Genomic DNA, 16,941 nt, shown 5'->3' on the forward strand with positions numbered 1-16,941 from the left:
CTAGCAATCCTAAAAGTTTTCGTTTATTTTTTCCAGCAACCGATTATAAATGAATCTAACAGTTTGATTTCATAGAAAATAATAAAGTATAACTTCTTCGTGAATATATTTTATAAATAAGCAATAATTAAGCTATAAATTATAGACAATCACCTTATTTGTTAGTATAGTTAATACATAACTACTTATATAAAAAGGATGATCATGTGCAACAGATTAAATTAAATTGCTCAGTTGAAGGAAAAGTAGAAAATCATTTGGGAACTTATTTTCATGGATGGCTCATGCAACAGTTGCAACCTGAACTGGTAGATGAGCTTCACTCTATGAAGACAAATCCTTTTGCAATTTACGTGGAGCGGCGTCATGATAGACTACAATTCGTTGTGTCCTTATTAAACGCAGAGGTTATAGAAATCTTCTCGCCTATTTTATTATCTAGCAAACTAACGGTGATTACTTTAGAAGCTAGTCGTCAAAAGATTTTTCCTATTCATAATAGAGAGATAAGTGATTTATCGGAGAAGGATTTGGCAGATATTTTTTATCGTGAGAGCGCACGAAATACTTTTGACATTTCTTTTATAACACCGATAGCTTTTAAGTCTGGTGGAGACTATGTTTTCTTCCCTGATTTGAGGTTATTCTATCAAAGTTTAATGAGAAAATATAGCTATACTTTTGAACGTGATGAAAAAGTAGATCCAGAAATGCTTGAGAGATTATGTGAAAGTACACAGATTGTTAGCTATCACATTATGTCGAGTTACTATAAAGTCCATCAATCATTTATTCCAGGTTTTAAAGGTACAATACGGATTCGTTGTCGAGGAAATCAAACTTTAATGAACTTCTTGGAGATGCTGTTAAAATTTGGCGAATATTCTGGAGTTGGGATCAAAACTGGAATGGGAATGGGTGCTTTACAGTTGAAAGGAGAAAGCCATGGATAAACAATCGGTTGATTTATTTTATGGGTCATTGTTGCATGATATTGGAAAAATTGTTCAACGTGCAACACAAGAAAAAAAGCGTCATACGGAAATTGGTGCTAAATTTATGAAAGATTATTTATCTAGTAAGAATATCTTAGATCAAATTAAATTTCATCATTATAAAGAACTTTCTAATGCAAATATTGAGGATCAAAATCAAGCATACATTACTTACATAGCTGATAATATTGCTAGCGGTTTAGATCGAAGAGAACATAATGAGGAAGTCAAACGTAAATGGAACAGTCAAATGAATTTGGAAGATATTTTTAGTAAGTTTGGCTCAAAACCAACAAAGCGTTTTATTCAGCCGAGAATACTTGATTTGGATGTAAATAATATTTTTCCTAGTGAAAATTACCAAGAGTTTACTAGTGGAGAGTACGCTGGCATTTTACAAAAAATTAAAGAAGCTTTTACAAGAATAGAATTTACGGGAAACTATATGCAAAGCACATTGAATTTACTTGAGGCTACTGCAAGTTTTATTCCTAGTTCTACAAATATGCAAGAAGCTGTGGATATTTCTTTATATGATCATTTAAAAATGACCGCTGGTTTTAGTCAAGCAACTTTTCAGTATTTAACGGATCAGAGTCGTTTAAATTTCAAGCAAGAATTATTTGAGAATTCTCGCAGTTTTTACAAAGAAAAAGCTTTTTTATTGGTTAGTTTTGATATATCAGGAATTCAGGATTTTATTTATACTATTACAAGTAAAGGTGCACATAAACAACTACGAAGCAGGTCATTTTATTTAGACATGATTAGTGAATGGCTTATAGATGACCTATTAGAAAATTGTTCATTAACTAGGGCGAATTTACTCTATAGTGGAGGTGGCCATGCTTATCTGTTCTTACCAAACACAAAAGAGATGCTTAATGAAATAGAGAAAATAGAGAGCGGTTTTAACCAGTTCTTTTTAAAGAATTTTGGTACACAATTATACGTGATTTTTGGTCATACAGCTTTTTGTGCTAATGAGATAATGGAAGGAAATAGCCCTAAAGACTATCAAGCTATTTTTCATCGTGTAAGTAATCAAATTAGTCAAAAGAAATTACACCGCTATTCTGCTGATGAAATCAAAAGCTTAAATCAAGGAGGAAAAAGAAGTGGCAGAGAATGTGCCATTTGTCATAACACTAGTCAATTAGTAGAAGACGATGGACAAGACAAGTGTGAACTTTGCTATCGTTTAGAACACTTTTCTCGTAATATTCAAGAAGATGATTTTTTTGAAATAAATGATCAAGACACGCAATATAGCTTGCCAATAGGACCCAATGCTTTTTTGCACCAAACGTCAAGAAAAAACATAGAGAATCATCATTTTTCAGGAAAAGTTTATGCAAAGAACCAATTATATACCGGGTTAGACCAAGCAACTCACCTTTGGGTGGCCGATTATAGTGACTTAGATAGGAATGAATTTAGCCATTATGCCCAACGAGAATGGACACAACAAGGGGCTGGGGCTTCTATAGGAATCAAACGTACAGCAGTATTGCGTTGTGATGTCGATGATTTAGGCTTTGGTTTTATGGCTGGTTTTTCTGAACAAGACGGGGGTCGTTATAATACTTTTAGTAGAACAGCGACATTTTCAAGGAATATGAGTATCTTTTTTAAATGTTATATTAATCAATTTGCTGAAGAAAAGCATCTGACAATTGTTTATGCCGGTGGTGATGATGTTTTTATCATTGGTGCTTGGGATGATATTATAGAATTTTCTGTTCAGTTACGTGAATACTTTATTCGTTGGACGAATGGAAAATTGACTCTTTCAACAGGTATTGGTTTATTTGCGGATAAAACACCTATCAATATTATGGCAAGGCAAACAGGGGAGTTAGAAGATGTAGCTAAGGACTCTGGTAAGGATAGCATTGCTTGTTTTTCTGATTATTTTACTTTTGGATATGGTACATTTATTCAAGAGATTTATTATGGGAAATTACCGATTATCCGTGACTTTTTTGCACAAGAAAACGAACGAGGAAAATCTTTTATTTATAAATTGCTTTCTTTGATTCGCGAAAGAGATGAAACAGATCGTATTACTTTTGCTCGTTTAGCCTATTACTTAGCTAGATTGGAAGATACAGCTAGAAATAAAGAAAATTTTCGTATATTTAAGCAAAAAATGCATGATTGGTTTGAAGATAGTGAGCAAATTAGACAAACTGAGTTAGCTCTACTTCTTTATGTTTATGAAATAAGAAAGGATTGATCTATTTGATGAACCATGGAAAGAGCAGACAACAAACAGTAAGGTGGGAACAACCTAAGATTCATTTTACTGATAGGACATATGTTTCAGATGCTGAGGCAGTTATTAAGGAATTAAAAGATAAAAGATTCAAAGTAGGTAGAGATACTTTAACGACTTCACAAATAAGGAATTTGTTAAGTCTAACTAGTACAGTTTATGACGAAGCGTTAAGTTCAGGTGTTGAAAATGTTATGGACCAAGTGGCTTACTTGCGGGTACAGTTTGTCTACCAGAGCGGGCGTAACGAGGCAGTGAAAAAATTAGTTGAATTGTCACGAATTTTAGATATTTTAAAAATTATTCAAAAGCATCAAAAAAAGCAAGATTTAATTCGTTTTTGTCGCTATATGGAAGCATTAGTTGCATATTTTAAATATCATGGCGGAAGAGATTAGGGGGAAGTGCTATGAGTCAGTTTACCAAAATTAAAATCGAAGGAAAAATAGAGCTATTGAGTGGTCTACATATAGGGGGAAGTACGGCTTTTGCTGCTATTGGTGCGGTCGATTCGCCAGTGATTAAAGATCCGGTTAATAATTTACCGATGATTCCTGGATCAAGTATTAAAGGGAAGATACGTTTTTTACTAGCGCAAGCGATGAACCAAAAGGTAGCTGAGGACCCAAATCAAGATGATTCAAAAATTACGCGCTTGTTTGGCGCTAGTATGGGCGGTGGAGAAAAAGGGGATCAAATTATCCGTGGCCGTTTATTGTTTAGAGACAGTCTTTTAACTAATAAAGCAGTTTTAGATGAATTAGGAGTAAGAACATATACTGAAACTAAGTTTGAAAATACGATAGATCGGCGTACAGCAGAAGCTAGCCCCCGTCAAATTGAGCGTGCTATAAGAGGAAGTCAGTTTTCTTTTGAACTTATCTATGAATTAGATAACCAAGAAGAAGCAGAAGAAGATTTTGAAACGATTTTAACAGGCCTACAATTACTCGAATTAGATTATCTTGGCGGCAACGGAAGCCGAGGTTATGGAAGAGTCTGTTTTAAAGATATTGCAGCAAATACAGTTTATGGAAAATATGATGCAACGCAGTTTAATGAACGTTTGAAGGAGTTATTATGACCTTAAAAATTTATAAAATGAAGTTTCAACATGCTCATTTTGGGGAAGGGATACTGAGTGAAAGCGCAAGCTCTTTTGATGCTAGTCGTTTGTATAGTGCTTTATTTTTAGAGGCAAAAAAAATGGATGTCGTTGACGAATTCATGAAACTTACACAAAATGCAAATTTTGTTTTGAGTGATGCATTCCCTTTTATTGATGATCAGCCGTTCTTACCCAAGCCAATAGGGTATCCAAAAGTGGAGCAGGATAATGCAGACGATAATTTAAAAAAGGTGAGACAAACTGCAAAAAAGTTGAAGAAGATCTTTTATCTTCCTTTAAATCAGCTGGAATTGTTTTTAAAGCAACAGGCAAATATTGAAGAACTAGCGGAATATCAAGCACAACTAGCGGAGCATAGTTATACCACTCAGAAAGGCGTAGATCCTTTTGAAGTAGGCGTTACTGTATACAATAGTGCCCTTTATGTTTTAGCTAGCCAAAGTCCACTGTTTGATCAACTAATGGATAGTCTTCAATACAGTGGCGTAGGTGGAAAAAGAAGCAGCGGTCTTGGTCAATATTCTTTAGAAATTCTAAGTTTACCTGATGAACTTGCGGAAAACTTAACTACAAATAAACAGCAGAGGGTCATGGCATTATCAACTTGCTTACCAATGAATCAAGAAATGTTAACTTGCTTAGACGGCGCAAACTATTTGTTAAAAAAGTCTAGTGGTTTTGCTTACAGTGAGACAGCGGGAGCATTATTACGTAAACAAGATTTATATAAATTTAAAGCTGGATCGACTTTTCAGACTTCATTTACAGGTGATATTGTAGATGTTCGCCCAGATAATTTTCCTCATCCAGTATGGAATTTTGCAAAAGGAATATTTTATCAATTGTGAGTAAGGAGTTAAAGTTGATGGAAAAAAGAAAGAGGTATGAATTAACATTACGAACCATGGCACCCTTGCACATTGGTAGCGGAACAACCTATACTCAAAAAGAGTACATTTATGAAAACGGGTATTACTATTTTCCAGATATGGGAATTTTGTATAAAAAATTACAGAAGCAGGGAGAGAAAAAGGATCGTATTTTTGAAGACTTTTTGATGAAAAATGGTCATACGAATAGCCGACGTCCTCGTCTTGTGCAATTTTTAAATGATCAACAAATACGTGAGCGAAATTTTTCAGGATATCAAATAGAAGAAACTGGATTTGAACTTGAAAAAAAGAAGTCTGCAAGAGGGAACTTAAATGACATTTCGGCTTTTGTAAAGGATGCTTATGGTTATCCCTATATCCCTGGAAGTTCCTTAAAAGGAGCTATCCGAACTATTTTAGTAAATGAATATTTTCGTCGAGATGATATTCCCTGGGGACCAAAGCAACAAGATATATTTCATCAAATTCGAGTTTCTGATAGTGAACCAATCAATATAAATCAGCTTATCTTGGCACAAAAATGGGATTTTTCCCCAAAAAAACTTACAGCAAGATCCTTACCCATTCATAGGGAATCATTGAAACCAATGTCGGTTGCTACCTTTATTATTACTGCTGTTGGTGAGCAAGCAATTGAACTAATGGATCAATTACCACAGTTTGCAAAAGAATACTATCAAAAATATACAAATCAATTTCTAAGTGATTTTCCTTCACGTTATATTCAGAAGTATTTTTGGTCTCCTTTATATTTAGGTGCTGGTAGTGGTTTTTGGACGAAAACGAATATTGATAAAGCAGATAATTCTAGACATAAAAAGGGAGGAAAAATGGCAATGAAAGGTAAAGGGGTTTTAAAACTAACTAAAGCTCCTATAACTAAATTCCGATTAAATGGCAAGCCCCGTCAATTAATAGAAAATAGTGAAAACCTTTATGAAATGGGGAAATGTGTGTTTAACTTGAAAGAAAGAGAGGAAAATTAATTTGCAAACATTAATTTCGTGTGTTGGCGATACGGATCCAATTCGTAACTTTTACGATGGCCCTTTGCTTCATATAGCTAGAGGTATAAGACCAGAAAAAATCGTTATTGTTCATTCTGAGCGATCACAAGAAAAACATGATAATATTGTGCAAGCTTTGAATTCTATTCCCGATTATTATCCTGAAATTGTTACTGATAAGAGAACAATAAAAAATACAGACATCTTTCTATTTGATAAAATGTTTGAGGTTTTATCGAAGATCATTCAAGAATATGCGAGAAGTGAAGAGGAAATTATTTTAAATTTAACGAGTGCTACGCCACAAATCATTTCAGCTATGTTTTCTATCAACCGTATTAGTGGGTTAAATGTACGTGCTTACCAAGTGGCAACACCTAGCAATACCTCTAATGAGGGAATTAAGCATAATAATCAGCAAGATATTCAACAATTGATTGAAAGTAATAAAGATAATAGGAAAGACTATAACAATCGTTTAATTGAAGATAAAGCTGAAAAATTTCAGCAATTATTAGTTCGTAAAACATTTTTGGATTTAATTCGAGAATATGATTATGAAGGTGCAGTTCAAGTTATCTCTGGTAATGATTTGATGTTAAGTAAAAAAAAGAAAGGGAAATTGCATCATGAATTAGATAATTTAATTAAATCGATAAAAACCCAAAACTTACTTCCTGAAGTTGAAAATAGCGAATTTGATGTATCTCAAAAAACAATATTAAATGCTTATTTGTTAATTAGTCTGCAAGCTAAACGAGAGTTAAATACAGAAGTCTTAATCCGAGTGAAAAATTTTGCAGAATTCATTGTGGAAATGTATCTGGACAAAAATTATAATGGACTCATTGTCAGATATGACGGTAAACCGTATTTGAATACAGAGGGATTCGAAGACGTCATATTAAAATTACAATATTCTCTAAAAAAAGCAGGGAACGAGTTAAATACAGATCGATATTTAAGTCTGCCGCTTTATGCTGAAATTATTCGTATTATTCAACCTGATAGTTCTTTATTAAAACTAATTGATAAAGTAAATGGGGTAAATACTTTTAGAAATCAAGTTGCACATGGATTTAAGCCAATTAATATGAAAAATTCTAGAGTGAAAGATCTAGCAGAAACTTGTTGGATGCTATTATTAATCGTTAATGATGTAGATGAAAAATGGCGTTCCTATTTTGAGGATAAAAATAAAGTTTTTAAAGAAATGGTTGGTTATTGAGCAGTTTTCTTGTAATAGAGAGTATTCTCTCAAATAATTGTCAAATTGTGACCAAGGATTGAGCTTTAGAAGTAGTTTATGGTCAGTTTATGGACTAATGAAAAGTATTCTTATGGCTGATATAAAAGCTTTTATGATATTATGTAATAGATACCTAACCCCATTATTAGGGGACGAGAACCTAAGGAAAGTATTCCCTTTCACGTCTAATACACTAATAGATACCTAACCCCATTATTAGGGGACGAGAACTCACTCACTCCATTCCTCGACCGTGCCATCTACAAAATAGATACCTAACCCCATCATTAGGGGACGAGAACTAAGTTCTTCCACTGATTTATCTTTGTACATTTCATAATAGATACCTAACCCCATCATTAGGGGACGAGAACCCTAGCAACATCAGCACGCTCATCTGTCCCGCTATATAATAATAGATACCTAACCCCATCATTAGGGGACGAGAACCGGCAGGCGTTTGACCAGCCAAAGCAATAAGTTCCTAATAGATACCTAACCCCATCATTAGGGGACGAGAACTCCTTGAGGAAATTTATTCAAGAGTTGATAGGAAGTTAATAGATACCTAACCCCATCATTAGGGGACGAGAACTCTGCTCCACTAAAATTATTCGGTGTGATTTCTAATAGATACCTAACCCCATCATTAGGGGACGAGAACCTGTTTGATATCTGTAATAAACGGGCTGTTTTACAGAATAGATACCTAACCCCATTATTAGGGGACGAGAACATTCATTTTAATTTCTCCTCTCTTTAACTTTCTAAAATAGATACCTAACCCCATTATTAGGGGACGAGAACATTCATTTTAATTTCTCCTCTCTTTAACTTTCTAAAATAGATACCTAACCCCATTATTAGGGGACGAGAACTTCGAAATCGATGTTTAGGTGCATCTCAGCATTTCAATAGATACCTAACCCCATTATTAGGGGACGAGAACAAAAAGAAGTTAATTACGATTTGGACTGTGTCAATCTAATAGATACCTAACCCCATTATTAGGGGACGAGAACTTCGAAATCGATGTTTAGGTGCATCTCAGCATTTCAATAGATACCTAACCCCATTATTAGGGGACGAGAACAAAAAGAAGTTAATTACGATTTGGACTGTGTCAATCTAATAGATACCTAACCCCATTATTAGGGGACGAGAACTATCTTCTTTTATGTTATTCATTCTTTATCTTCCTCTCAATAGATACCTAACCCCATTATTAGGGGACGAGAACTTTAGTAAATCGTTTATTTCATTTGTTAATACTTTCAAATAGATACCTAACCCCATTATTAGGGGACGAGAACGTCCGGGTCTAAGTATTCTATGACCGTGTCTATTACAATAGATACCTAACCCCATTATTAGGGGACGAGAACTAAATTACTTTTTGAAGTAAATCCATATTCACTAGAATAGATACCTAACCTCACGATTAGAGGACTGAGAATTAATATAATGTTTGAATCAATATAGTGAGGAGTAAATATAATGAGAGATTGTATATATGTTGAGCACCAAAATTTTGTTTCTGTTGTAACTAATAGCTTTAAATTCGTTAATGTTGTTTCAAAGGAAACTACTTATATACCTTTTTCAGAAATTGAATGTTTGATTTTTGAGAATGAACTTAGCTATTTTTCTAAAAAAATGGTGACTAAATGTATGGAAGAAAATATAGCGCTATTATTCTGTGATAAGAAACATTCACCAGTAACCATGCTTACTAATGATTTTGGTCATAGTAAGCGGTTAAAAAGGTTAAATCTCCAAATGTCTTTGGGTAATAAAGTGAAAAAACGTTTATGGAGGAAGATAGTTATTGGGAAAATTAATAACCAGGCGGTAAACTTGCAGTTGCTGACTGAAAATAATGATATGGGGAAAATGTTGGTCCTTGCTTCAAAGCAGGTAGATGAAGGAGATACTAAAAATCGAGAAGCTTATGCTGCACGTCGGTATTTTACGACTTTATTTGGTCCAAACTTTAAACGAGGGCGTTATGATGATGTTGTAAATGCAAGCTTAAATTATGGATATGCCCTTATTAGGGCTATGATAAGAAGAGAAATAGCGGTTCATGGACTGGAAGCAAGCGTAGGGATTCATCATCAATCAATTGAAAACGCTTTTAATTTATCCGACGATCTAATTGAACCTTTTCGTCCTTTTGTGGACTCTTATGTATATGAAAATATCTTTAATGAAGGAGCTTTAACACTGGAATTGGGAGAGAAAAAAGCTCTGTTAAATATTTTATTAGAAAATTGTATTATTGATGAGAAGGTTTGTACAGTGACAGATGCGATAAAGGTCGCTGTTACTTCATTTGTCAGCTGTTTGGACAAGAATAGTTCAAGTCCACTAAAGTTACCGAGTTTTATAGAGGTGGGGAAATAAATGATGCTGCTAGTCTGTTTCGATCTTCCTAGAACAACAAGGGTAGAACGGAAACAAGCAAATAAATACCAGAAAAAATTGGTTGAACTAGGATTCACGAGAAAACAGTTTAGTTTATATGAAAGGGAAATTAAACAAAAAAAGACAAGAGAAAAAGTAATTGAAGTATTACGCACAGAATTACCTAGTACGGGTATGATTACACTTTATTTATTACCTAACGAGGTAAATGATAAACAAATTACTATTTTAGGGGAAAACGCGGTTAAACGCACTATTCGAAAACCACGCGTTGTTTTTCTTTGATAATGGTAAACTGATTTAGTGAGGTATTTTAATTTGGTCTTGGAGGGAAATTGAAAGGTTCAAACAAACGTTTCTATATATGATAACAAAAACGTGTTAAAACCTTCTTTGAATTTAGGTAAATACAAAGAAGGATTTTGACACCGATTACATTAATCTTTAACAAAATACGGATTGCTGCTGATTCGATCAGGCATAATCTACGTTCAAAAACATGCTCTTAGCTTGTGTTTTTGGCGTATTTTTTTGTTAAATTATCGATGAGTATTTAGAAACTTAAACCATTAAGTTAAGTTATAATAATCTTATAGTTATGGTCTATTCTTTCGTACTTAGTGGTCTGCTTTAAATGCCATATTCATTATTAAAATTACAAAAAAGCATATACCTAAACGTAAAATTGAATGCTTTTTAAAATAATTTACTCATTATCAGCTGTGTCAAGTATATTATTAAACATCTGGATATAAGAGTCTTTTTTAGAGCTATGTTCAATTTTTTGAATTAATTGTCCCAAATTCTCGTCTTGTTGCTCGAAAGGCGATAGGAAGGTTATTATATCAATACCAAAAACATTAGTAATCTTAATAAGTGTTTGTAAACTAATATTTCGATTACCATTTTCAATAAAACCGATAAATTGTGGACTAAGCCCGGTTTCCGTAGCCAATTGTTGTTGAGTTAACCCAGCTTTATTTCTATATGCAGCAACATGTGGGCCTATTTTATCTAGTTGAGATAACTTCATGGAAAAACTCCTTATCCTTGAGCAATATAGATTAATTATAAGATGAAATAACAAGTAAATACACAAACAAAAGTAAAGAAATAAATGATAAACTTTACAATTGTAAATGTTATGATATAATCGAGTAAGAAAACAACGATAGTTAACTAGTTAAATGAAAGCGGTACATTTGAAGCTATCTTATATTAAGGGGAGTAACTTAACTTATTGGCTTAACCCAAATCTTACACCAGACTGTTGGAGTGAGATTTGGGTTTTTATTTATTTGGAAAGGAGGCACGCATAATTTTGTAAAGAAAAGAGAAAATAGTATATAGAGGAATCCAAACAAACTTTACAGAGATGTGGCCTGTATTGAGTACGATCTTATTTTATGGCAATTCTGATGAGATTTTTACATACAGAATAATATAAAGGAGTAATAGAATTAAGGAATTAAAAATAAACATGTTTTATTAAGGAGCAACTATATGTTTGACTTTAGCTTTTTACCAGAACTTATCATACCTAATCTGGCTGTTAATAGTAAAGAAGAAGCAATCACTTACTTATCCAAACTTTTAGAAGACAGTAGGCTAGTAGAGAGAAATTATAAAAATGATGTACTTTCAAGAGAAAAAGAGTTTTCGACAGGTTTACCTGTAAAAAATGGTGCAATAGCTATACCACATGCGAAAAGTACGCACGTTTTTAATAACGGCGTTGCAGTGGGAACGCTAAAAAAATCTGTTTATTTTAACTCTATGGAAGATAGTAATTTAGAAATTCCAGTAGATCTGGTGATGTTACTGGCTATATCGGAATCAGATAAACAATTAAAAATGCTACAAGCCATTATGAGCTTATTAAGCAACGAAAAAATTATTGAGACCTTAAAAAATAAAAAAGATAGTGAAGACATAGCGAAACTATTGAATAGTTACTTGGTAACTCAAAATAATCTATGAAAAAGCAGTGGAAAATTGGGAAACTTTGTTTGAGGAGAATTTTTACTGCCGAATAGCACTTGACAAGCCTACAAAATGGCTTGCCTTATGAATGAGGGCGCCCAGTTATACGAAAGAAAGCACACGAAACGCACCCTCAACCTGCGAGTGTAAGCCATTTTTTCGGCAGGTCAAGTGTGCGCTACGCCTATTCTCGTTGAGGACAACCCGTTGCCGAAAGCTTGTTTTAGCTTGCTTGATGCCCTTTGATAAAGTCTTCTGACAGCTGGAGGAGTTTGATCCATTTTTGCGGCATGTCAGGACACTCGTTGAGTTCCGGCAGTAATACAGGGACGTTCTTTTCTAGCTTGGCATGGGGTCTAAGAAAGTTGAAATAGGTTGTAAACAAGGTGACGTGCGCCAAAGGCCCAGCCCCGGAATGAAAACCGCCTAAAGGTTTGTAATTTCCTTTAAACGTCCGATTTAAACGTTCAATGATCTGTTTTAAAGGACGATACGCTCGGGAGACCGGATCCGCATTGGTTAAACCAATCACTTGGATCACTTCAAAGTCAATCCCGTTTTGGGCATAGAAAGCTTGCGCCAACTTATAAATAGGATTGCCATCGACGATCAATTGGAGCGCGTCAGGTAGCTGTTTAAAACGACGAACCACGTCGTGGATGGCTTTAATGGCTGTTTCTGTATCACGGTGTCGATTATAACGATGGGAGAGAATAATCTTTTTCTCCGCATCAAAGAAAAAGTAGATATAATGCCATTTCCCTTGGACACGAATGTAAGTCTCATCTCCACAAAATTGATCGGATAGCTCATAAGGATAATGATCAGTAAAAGCTTGGACCCGATGGGCAACGGATCGGGCATAGTTACGAATGGTTTGCCCTGAGATTTTTAGTTGATGCACATCGAACATTAAGGCCGCTGTTTTTTCGGCAGACAGTCCGTAATTGACATGATAAGTGAGAATGAGCCCTAAGACATAAGGGGAACTGTGGATCTTATTTAAGTGCACCTTGGTTTTAAAGTCAGGGTTTGCTTCCAAATCAGATAAGGTTAAGTCGAAGCTACGATAGATATAATGCATTTTGAAAAGCGATTTGTGTTTCTTGAACTGCTTTAATTCTTTTTTTGACAGTCCTTTAAGACGTTTTGTGTAATAGGGACAGTCTTTACGCAGGCATTTATAGATATCGAATCCCTTACGGTCTTTGATTTTGGCTAGGTTTTTCTCACAATGGGGACATTGAAAGCACACCTCTTTGGCATAGCGATTCTTGTCGTTGAATAAATTGGCACACACCTTGCATAAATATTGATCGTTATCACTTTTCCCGTTGTTCAAGTAGAGATAGTCCGAAGGTGCTTGACAACGTGGACAGTGAATGGTGGAAGGAAGTGTTGGCGAACTTGCACGACGTTGAACAGGTTTTAATGGTTTTCCTGTTTGATGAAGGTGTTCCTGTAGAAGTTTTTTATAATTGAGTTTCTCCATTTCCACTACTTTTGGCAGTTCATCGACCGTCATTTTTTGATAATCTAAGTCTGCGATATCTGTGGGTCTGGGTGCTTTAGCGTTGGCGTAAATCGAACTTAGTTGATAAACCAAAAGCGCAATAAATTGTTGTTGTGTATTGATAATTTCCCAAAGCTCTGCGTATAATGAAGTTGACATCTCTATCACCTTTTCTTTTTGGTTTTGTGGGTTTTGGTCAACTTCATTCTACCAAATAAAGGGGGGTAGAGGTGTTTTTTTATTAAAAGTTTGATTGGACGGGGATAAGCAAGGTTTATCCAGTCATTTATTACAAAAAAATTTGAATTACTCCAATCAATCATGGGGGAAACCTATGAAAAACGAGAAGAAAGTATCATACAAATGGAGAACTTATTAACAGCGTACCTTGTCCCCATTCGACCCGATAGAAAGGCCAGGCGACAAGAAAGTAAAAACAAATCGAGACGCTCTTATCGTTATACTTACTGAACAGAAGGCTTTTTGTCTTTAGCAGGTGTATTTAAGTTGGTCTTTTTTACAAAAATTAAAAAATCCAAAACAAAACACAGTGATAGCTTGTGTTTGTTTTGGATTTTATTTTGTCAATACGCTTAAGTTAATGACATTGCATACTAAACTAGGCTTTCATTACTTAATAAAAAAGGTAGACTTCGGGATGTACGCAAAAGTGTGTACTTCTTTTAAAGAAGTTTTACGTGTAAATTCTGTTGAAACGGTTCCTGGAAGGTTAGAAGAAACGGAATACTTCTTATCAACTATTCTGATCCGCATGAAAAAAAGTTCTATAAAGTTGGAAAATGAAGAATATATTTTTTTAATTAATTTGAAAACGTTTAAAATAACGAAAAGATTTTATTCATATTTTTTTGAACAAAGTATAAACAATGAAGAAATTGCTTACTTGACAATCATTTTAATTTCTACATTACAAGGTGGACAATACGAGCCTTCACTAGTATTTCTCTTATCTATATCTGACCAAATTATTAACGAAATTGAGCGTTTAGCAGCGATTAAGTTTGCTGACCACGAAACTTTACTATTCAAATTGTACCGTCATTTAGTCCCTGCTTATTTCAGAATTAAATACGATATGTCTTCTTCTAATATTATTATTAGCGAAATAAAGAAAAATTATCGAGAATTGTTTCAACTAACTAAATATAGTTTGAAACCATTAGAGCAGAATTTAGACAAGGAAGTACCTGAAGATGAGATCGGATATTTTACAATTATTTTTGGGGGTGAAATTGAAAAACAAAAGAATAGAGAAAAAAATGATCGTTACCGCGCGTTAATCCTTTGTCCAAATGGTACGAGCGCTTCACTAATATTGCGGTCGGAACTAACTCATATATTTCCAACGATTATATTTAAAGAAACAGTTTCGATTTCTCAATTTAAAGAATTAAATATGGAATTAGATTTTGACATGTTTTTTTCAACTATCGACTTGCCATATGTTTCAGATAAGGCGGTGTTCACTGTCAATCCGATCATGGATAAAAAAGAAAAGAGAGAACTTGTTAATCGAGTAAGACAAAAATTTGCTATTCCAAGTATGATGATCCCTTCAGCTAAGGAAGTAATAACTTTAATTGAGCCTTATATTGATCTAAAACCAGATGTCTCCATGAAAAAGATTCAAAATATATTAGAAAAGAACTTATTTACTAGAGAAAATTTTAGTCAAAGGAGGAAACCTATGTTATCTGAATTGTTAACGACGGATACGGTTCAATTCTCAGATAAAAATTTAAATTGGCAAGAAGCCATTACGTTGGCAGCAGAACCGTTAGTAAAAAATAAACAAATAAAAGATCAATATATTCAGGCAATGATTGCTAAAGTTAATGAATACGGTACGTTTATTAATATTGGTCCAGGAATAGCTTTACCACATGCTAGACCTGATGAGGGAGTTTTAAAATTAGGAATGAGTATGTTAAAAGTTTCAAAACCAGTATTGTTATTGGATTTACCCGATCATCCTATTGATACTTTTATCTGTTTAGCAGCGGTAGATAATGAGATGCATCTAAAAGCCTTATCCAGTTTGACAACTATTCTATCTGAGCCGGAGAGCTTAGAAGCATTGAGAACTGCAAAAACAAAAAAACAAATAATGGAAATAATCAAGGAAGGGGAAAAATAATATGAAATTTATGGCAATATGCGGGACAGGTTTAGGGTCAAGTTTTATGGTTGAAAAGTAAATATCAAATAGATGTTTTAAAAATAGAATTCCCCTTTGATTATAAATTTGTAGAAGATTTTGTAGAAAAAAGGATAGCCTTTATACAAAAGAAGAAGTAAAACAAGATTTAATTCAAGTTGGAGAACTAGCCTCTTGTCCAATTATTTATCTTTCCGCAGGGGTTCCGACCGATGTTTTTCGTAAGGAATTAGATTTAGTTAATAACTCAGGTGCAAAATATAGTGGTGTTTTATGTGGAAGAGCCACTTGGCAAGAAGGGGTTTCAATTTATGCAACAGAAGGTGTTGCAGCACTAACAGAATGGTTACAAACAACTGGTAAACAAAATGTCCAAGAATTAACTAAGCTTTTAAATCAAGGAGCAACGCCTTGGTACGACATTTACGAAGGCTTAGATAATATCGAAGTTGTAGAACAACCTTATTAACAGTTTACGTGAATTAATACGGTTTTTTGATCACCTGAAGTGGGGAAATAACGTTGTTAAACTTTAGATGATCAAATGAAGTTAGTTTGAGGGGGTAAGAAATTGGACTTGCGAAAGCTAGAAGATTATATTGGAAAAATGGAAACAGAAATGACGAATTTTATTGATAATATTGATAAAAAAATGTTAATCAAAGCATGTAACTTAATCTTAGAAAGTAAAGAAAAAGAGGGACGTGTCCATATAACTGGGGTTGGAAAAACGAGTTATGTTGCAGAATATATTGCGGCGTTAAATTCGTCGATTGGTACGCCAACTTATTTTTTGGACACAACAGAAGCGATTCATGGTTCCATAGGTCAAGTAAAAGAGGAAGATGTTGTGGTTGCTATTTCTAATAGTGGTCAAACGATAGAACTAAAGAACACAATTACTGCGCTACAAAAAATAGGCGTAAAGGTTATAGGTGTCAGTGGAGGAGTTACTTCATGGTTAAAAAATAATGTGGATGTTTTTCTATACGCTGGAGTAGCACATGAAGGAGACGAGTTAAATAAACCACCTAGATCATCAGTATTGGTAGAAATTATCATTCTACAATGTCTCTCGATTTTATTACAACAAGAACAAAAACTTGATTTAAAAACTTACCATTTATACCATCCTGGTGGCTCTTTAGGAGAATCTGTGTACGCTCAAATTCATGAATGAGTTTTGAAGAAAAACAAGCATTGGATTATAAATCAAATCTGGACCCAAAGGTTAGGAAGAAAGGAATTTAATCTTTTGGGAAACTATATTTAACATATAAGCACATAA

General features: G+C 34.1%; 14 protein-coding genes and 1 CRISPR repeat array. Of the genes, 12 read left to right on the top strand and 2 right to left on the bottom strand.

What is annotated here, in order from left to right:
* Window positions 1-206 precede the first annotated feature (206 nt).
* The 9 genes from cas6 (at window position 207) to cas2 (ending at window position 10,263) form a co-directional block, all read left to right on the top strand.
* Window positions 207-953, top strand: a complete 747-nt coding sequence (cas6, locus tag AC806_RS01930; protein ID WP_083207540.1) for a CRISPR-associated endoribonuclease Cas6 — start codon at window positions 207-209, stop codon at window positions 951-953.
* Window positions 946-3,234, top strand: coding sequence for a type III-A CRISPR-associated protein Cas10/Csm1 (gene cas10, locus AC806_RS01935; protein WP_069028646.1), 2,289 nt, complete (start codon window positions 946-948; stop codon window positions 3,232-3,234). The genes cas6 and cas10 overlap by 8 nt, the downstream gene beginning before the upstream one ends.
* Window positions 3,235-3,242: 8 nt before the next feature.
* Window positions 3,243-3,671 (top strand): type III-A CRISPR-associated protein Csm2, encoded by a 429-nt coding sequence (gene csm2 / locus AC806_RS01940; RefSeq protein ID WP_069028647.1) that lies wholly within the window; start codon window positions 3,243-3,245, stop codon window positions 3,669-3,671.
* A gap of 11 nt (window positions 3,672-3,682) precedes the next feature.
* Window positions 3,683-4,357: a type III-A CRISPR-associated RAMP protein Csm3 gene (gene csm3 / locus AC806_RS01945; protein ID WP_069028648.1), complete on the top strand. Its 675-nt coding sequence runs from the start codon at window positions 3,683-3,685 to the stop codon at window positions 4,355-4,357.
* Window positions 4,354-5,250, top strand: coding sequence for a type III-A CRISPR-associated RAMP protein Csm4 (csm4, locus tag AC806_RS01950; protein ID WP_069028649.1), 897 nt, complete (start codon window positions 4,354-4,356; stop codon window positions 5,248-5,250). The genes csm3 and csm4 overlap by 4 nt, the downstream gene beginning before the upstream one ends.
* Window positions 5,251-5,267: 17 nt before the next feature.
* Window positions 5,268-6,281, top strand: a complete 1,014-nt coding sequence (gene csm5, locus AC806_RS01955; protein WP_069028650.1) for a type III-A CRISPR-associated RAMP protein Csm5 — start codon at window positions 5,268-5,270, stop codon at window positions 6,279-6,281.
* Window position 6,282: 1 nt separating this feature from the next.
* Window positions 6,283-7,530 (top strand): type III-A CRISPR-associated CARF protein Csm6, encoded by a 1,248-nt coding sequence (gene csm6, locus AC806_RS01960; RefSeq protein ID WP_069028651.1) that lies wholly within the window; start codon window positions 6,283-6,285, stop codon window positions 7,528-7,530.
* A gap of 145 nt (window positions 7,531-7,675) precedes the next feature.
* Window positions 7,676-8,936: a CRISPR direct-repeat array (repeat unit 36 nt; unit sequence AATAGATACCTAACCCCATTATTAGGGGACGAGAAC).
* Between the two features lie 112 nt (window positions 8,937-9,048).
* Entirely contained in the window at window positions 9,049-9,957 is a 909-nt protein-coding gene (cas1, locus tag AC806_RS01965) for a type II CRISPR-associated endonuclease Cas1 (RefSeq protein ID WP_069028652.1), read from the top strand.
* Entirely contained in the window at window positions 9,958-10,263 is a 306-nt protein-coding gene (cas2, locus tag AC806_RS01970) for a CRISPR-associated endonuclease Cas2 (protein ID WP_069028653.1), read from the top strand.
* 421 nt (window positions 10,264-10,684) lie between these two features.
* Here the strand turns inward: cas2 and AC806_RS01975 are convergent, their stop codons facing one another.
* On the bottom strand, window positions 10,685-11,011 hold the full coding sequence (locus tag AC806_RS01975; protein ID WP_069028654.1) for a helix-turn-helix domain-containing protein: 327 nt from the start codon (window positions 11,009-11,011) through the stop codon (window positions 10,685-10,687).
* 470 nt (window positions 11,012-11,481) lie between these two features.
* Between AC806_RS01975 and AC806_RS01980 the strand changes: the two genes are divergently transcribed.
* A complete protein-coding gene (locus AC806_RS01980; protein ID WP_069028655.1) occupies window positions 11,482-11,958 on the top strand; it encodes a PTS sugar transporter subunit IIA in 477 nt (158 codons plus the stop codon).
* Between the two features lie 226 nt (window positions 11,959-12,184).
* Here the strand turns inward: AC806_RS01980 and AC806_RS01985 are convergent, their stop codons facing one another.
* Entirely contained in the window at window positions 12,185-13,633 is a 1,449-nt protein-coding gene (locus AC806_RS01985; RefSeq protein WP_069028656.1) for a DDE-type integrase/transposase/recombinase, read from the bottom strand.
* Between the two features lie 337 nt (window positions 13,634-13,970).
* On the opposite strand from AC806_RS01985, the gene AC806_RS01990 reads away from it, so the two are divergent.
* Both AC806_RS01990 and AC806_RS01995 read left to right on the top strand, forming a co-directional pair.
* Window positions 13,971-15,632 (top strand): BglG family transcription antiterminator, encoded by a 1,662-nt coding sequence (locus AC806_RS01990; RefSeq protein ID WP_069028657.1) that lies wholly within the window; start codon window positions 13,971-13,973, stop codon window positions 15,630-15,632.
* 592 nt (window positions 15,633-16,224) lie between these two features.
* Window positions 16,225-16,833, top strand: a complete 609-nt coding sequence (locus AC806_RS01995) for an SIS domain-containing protein (RefSeq protein ID WP_069028658.1) — start codon at window positions 16,225-16,227, stop codon at window positions 16,831-16,833.
* Window positions 16,834-16,941: the final 108 nt, after the last annotated feature.

This window comes from Tetragenococcus halophilus (assembly GCF_001712815.1).
In the GTDB taxonomy this organism is placed as follows: Bacteria; Bacillota; Bacilli; order Lactobacillales; family Enterococcaceae; genus Tetragenococcus; species Tetragenococcus halophilus.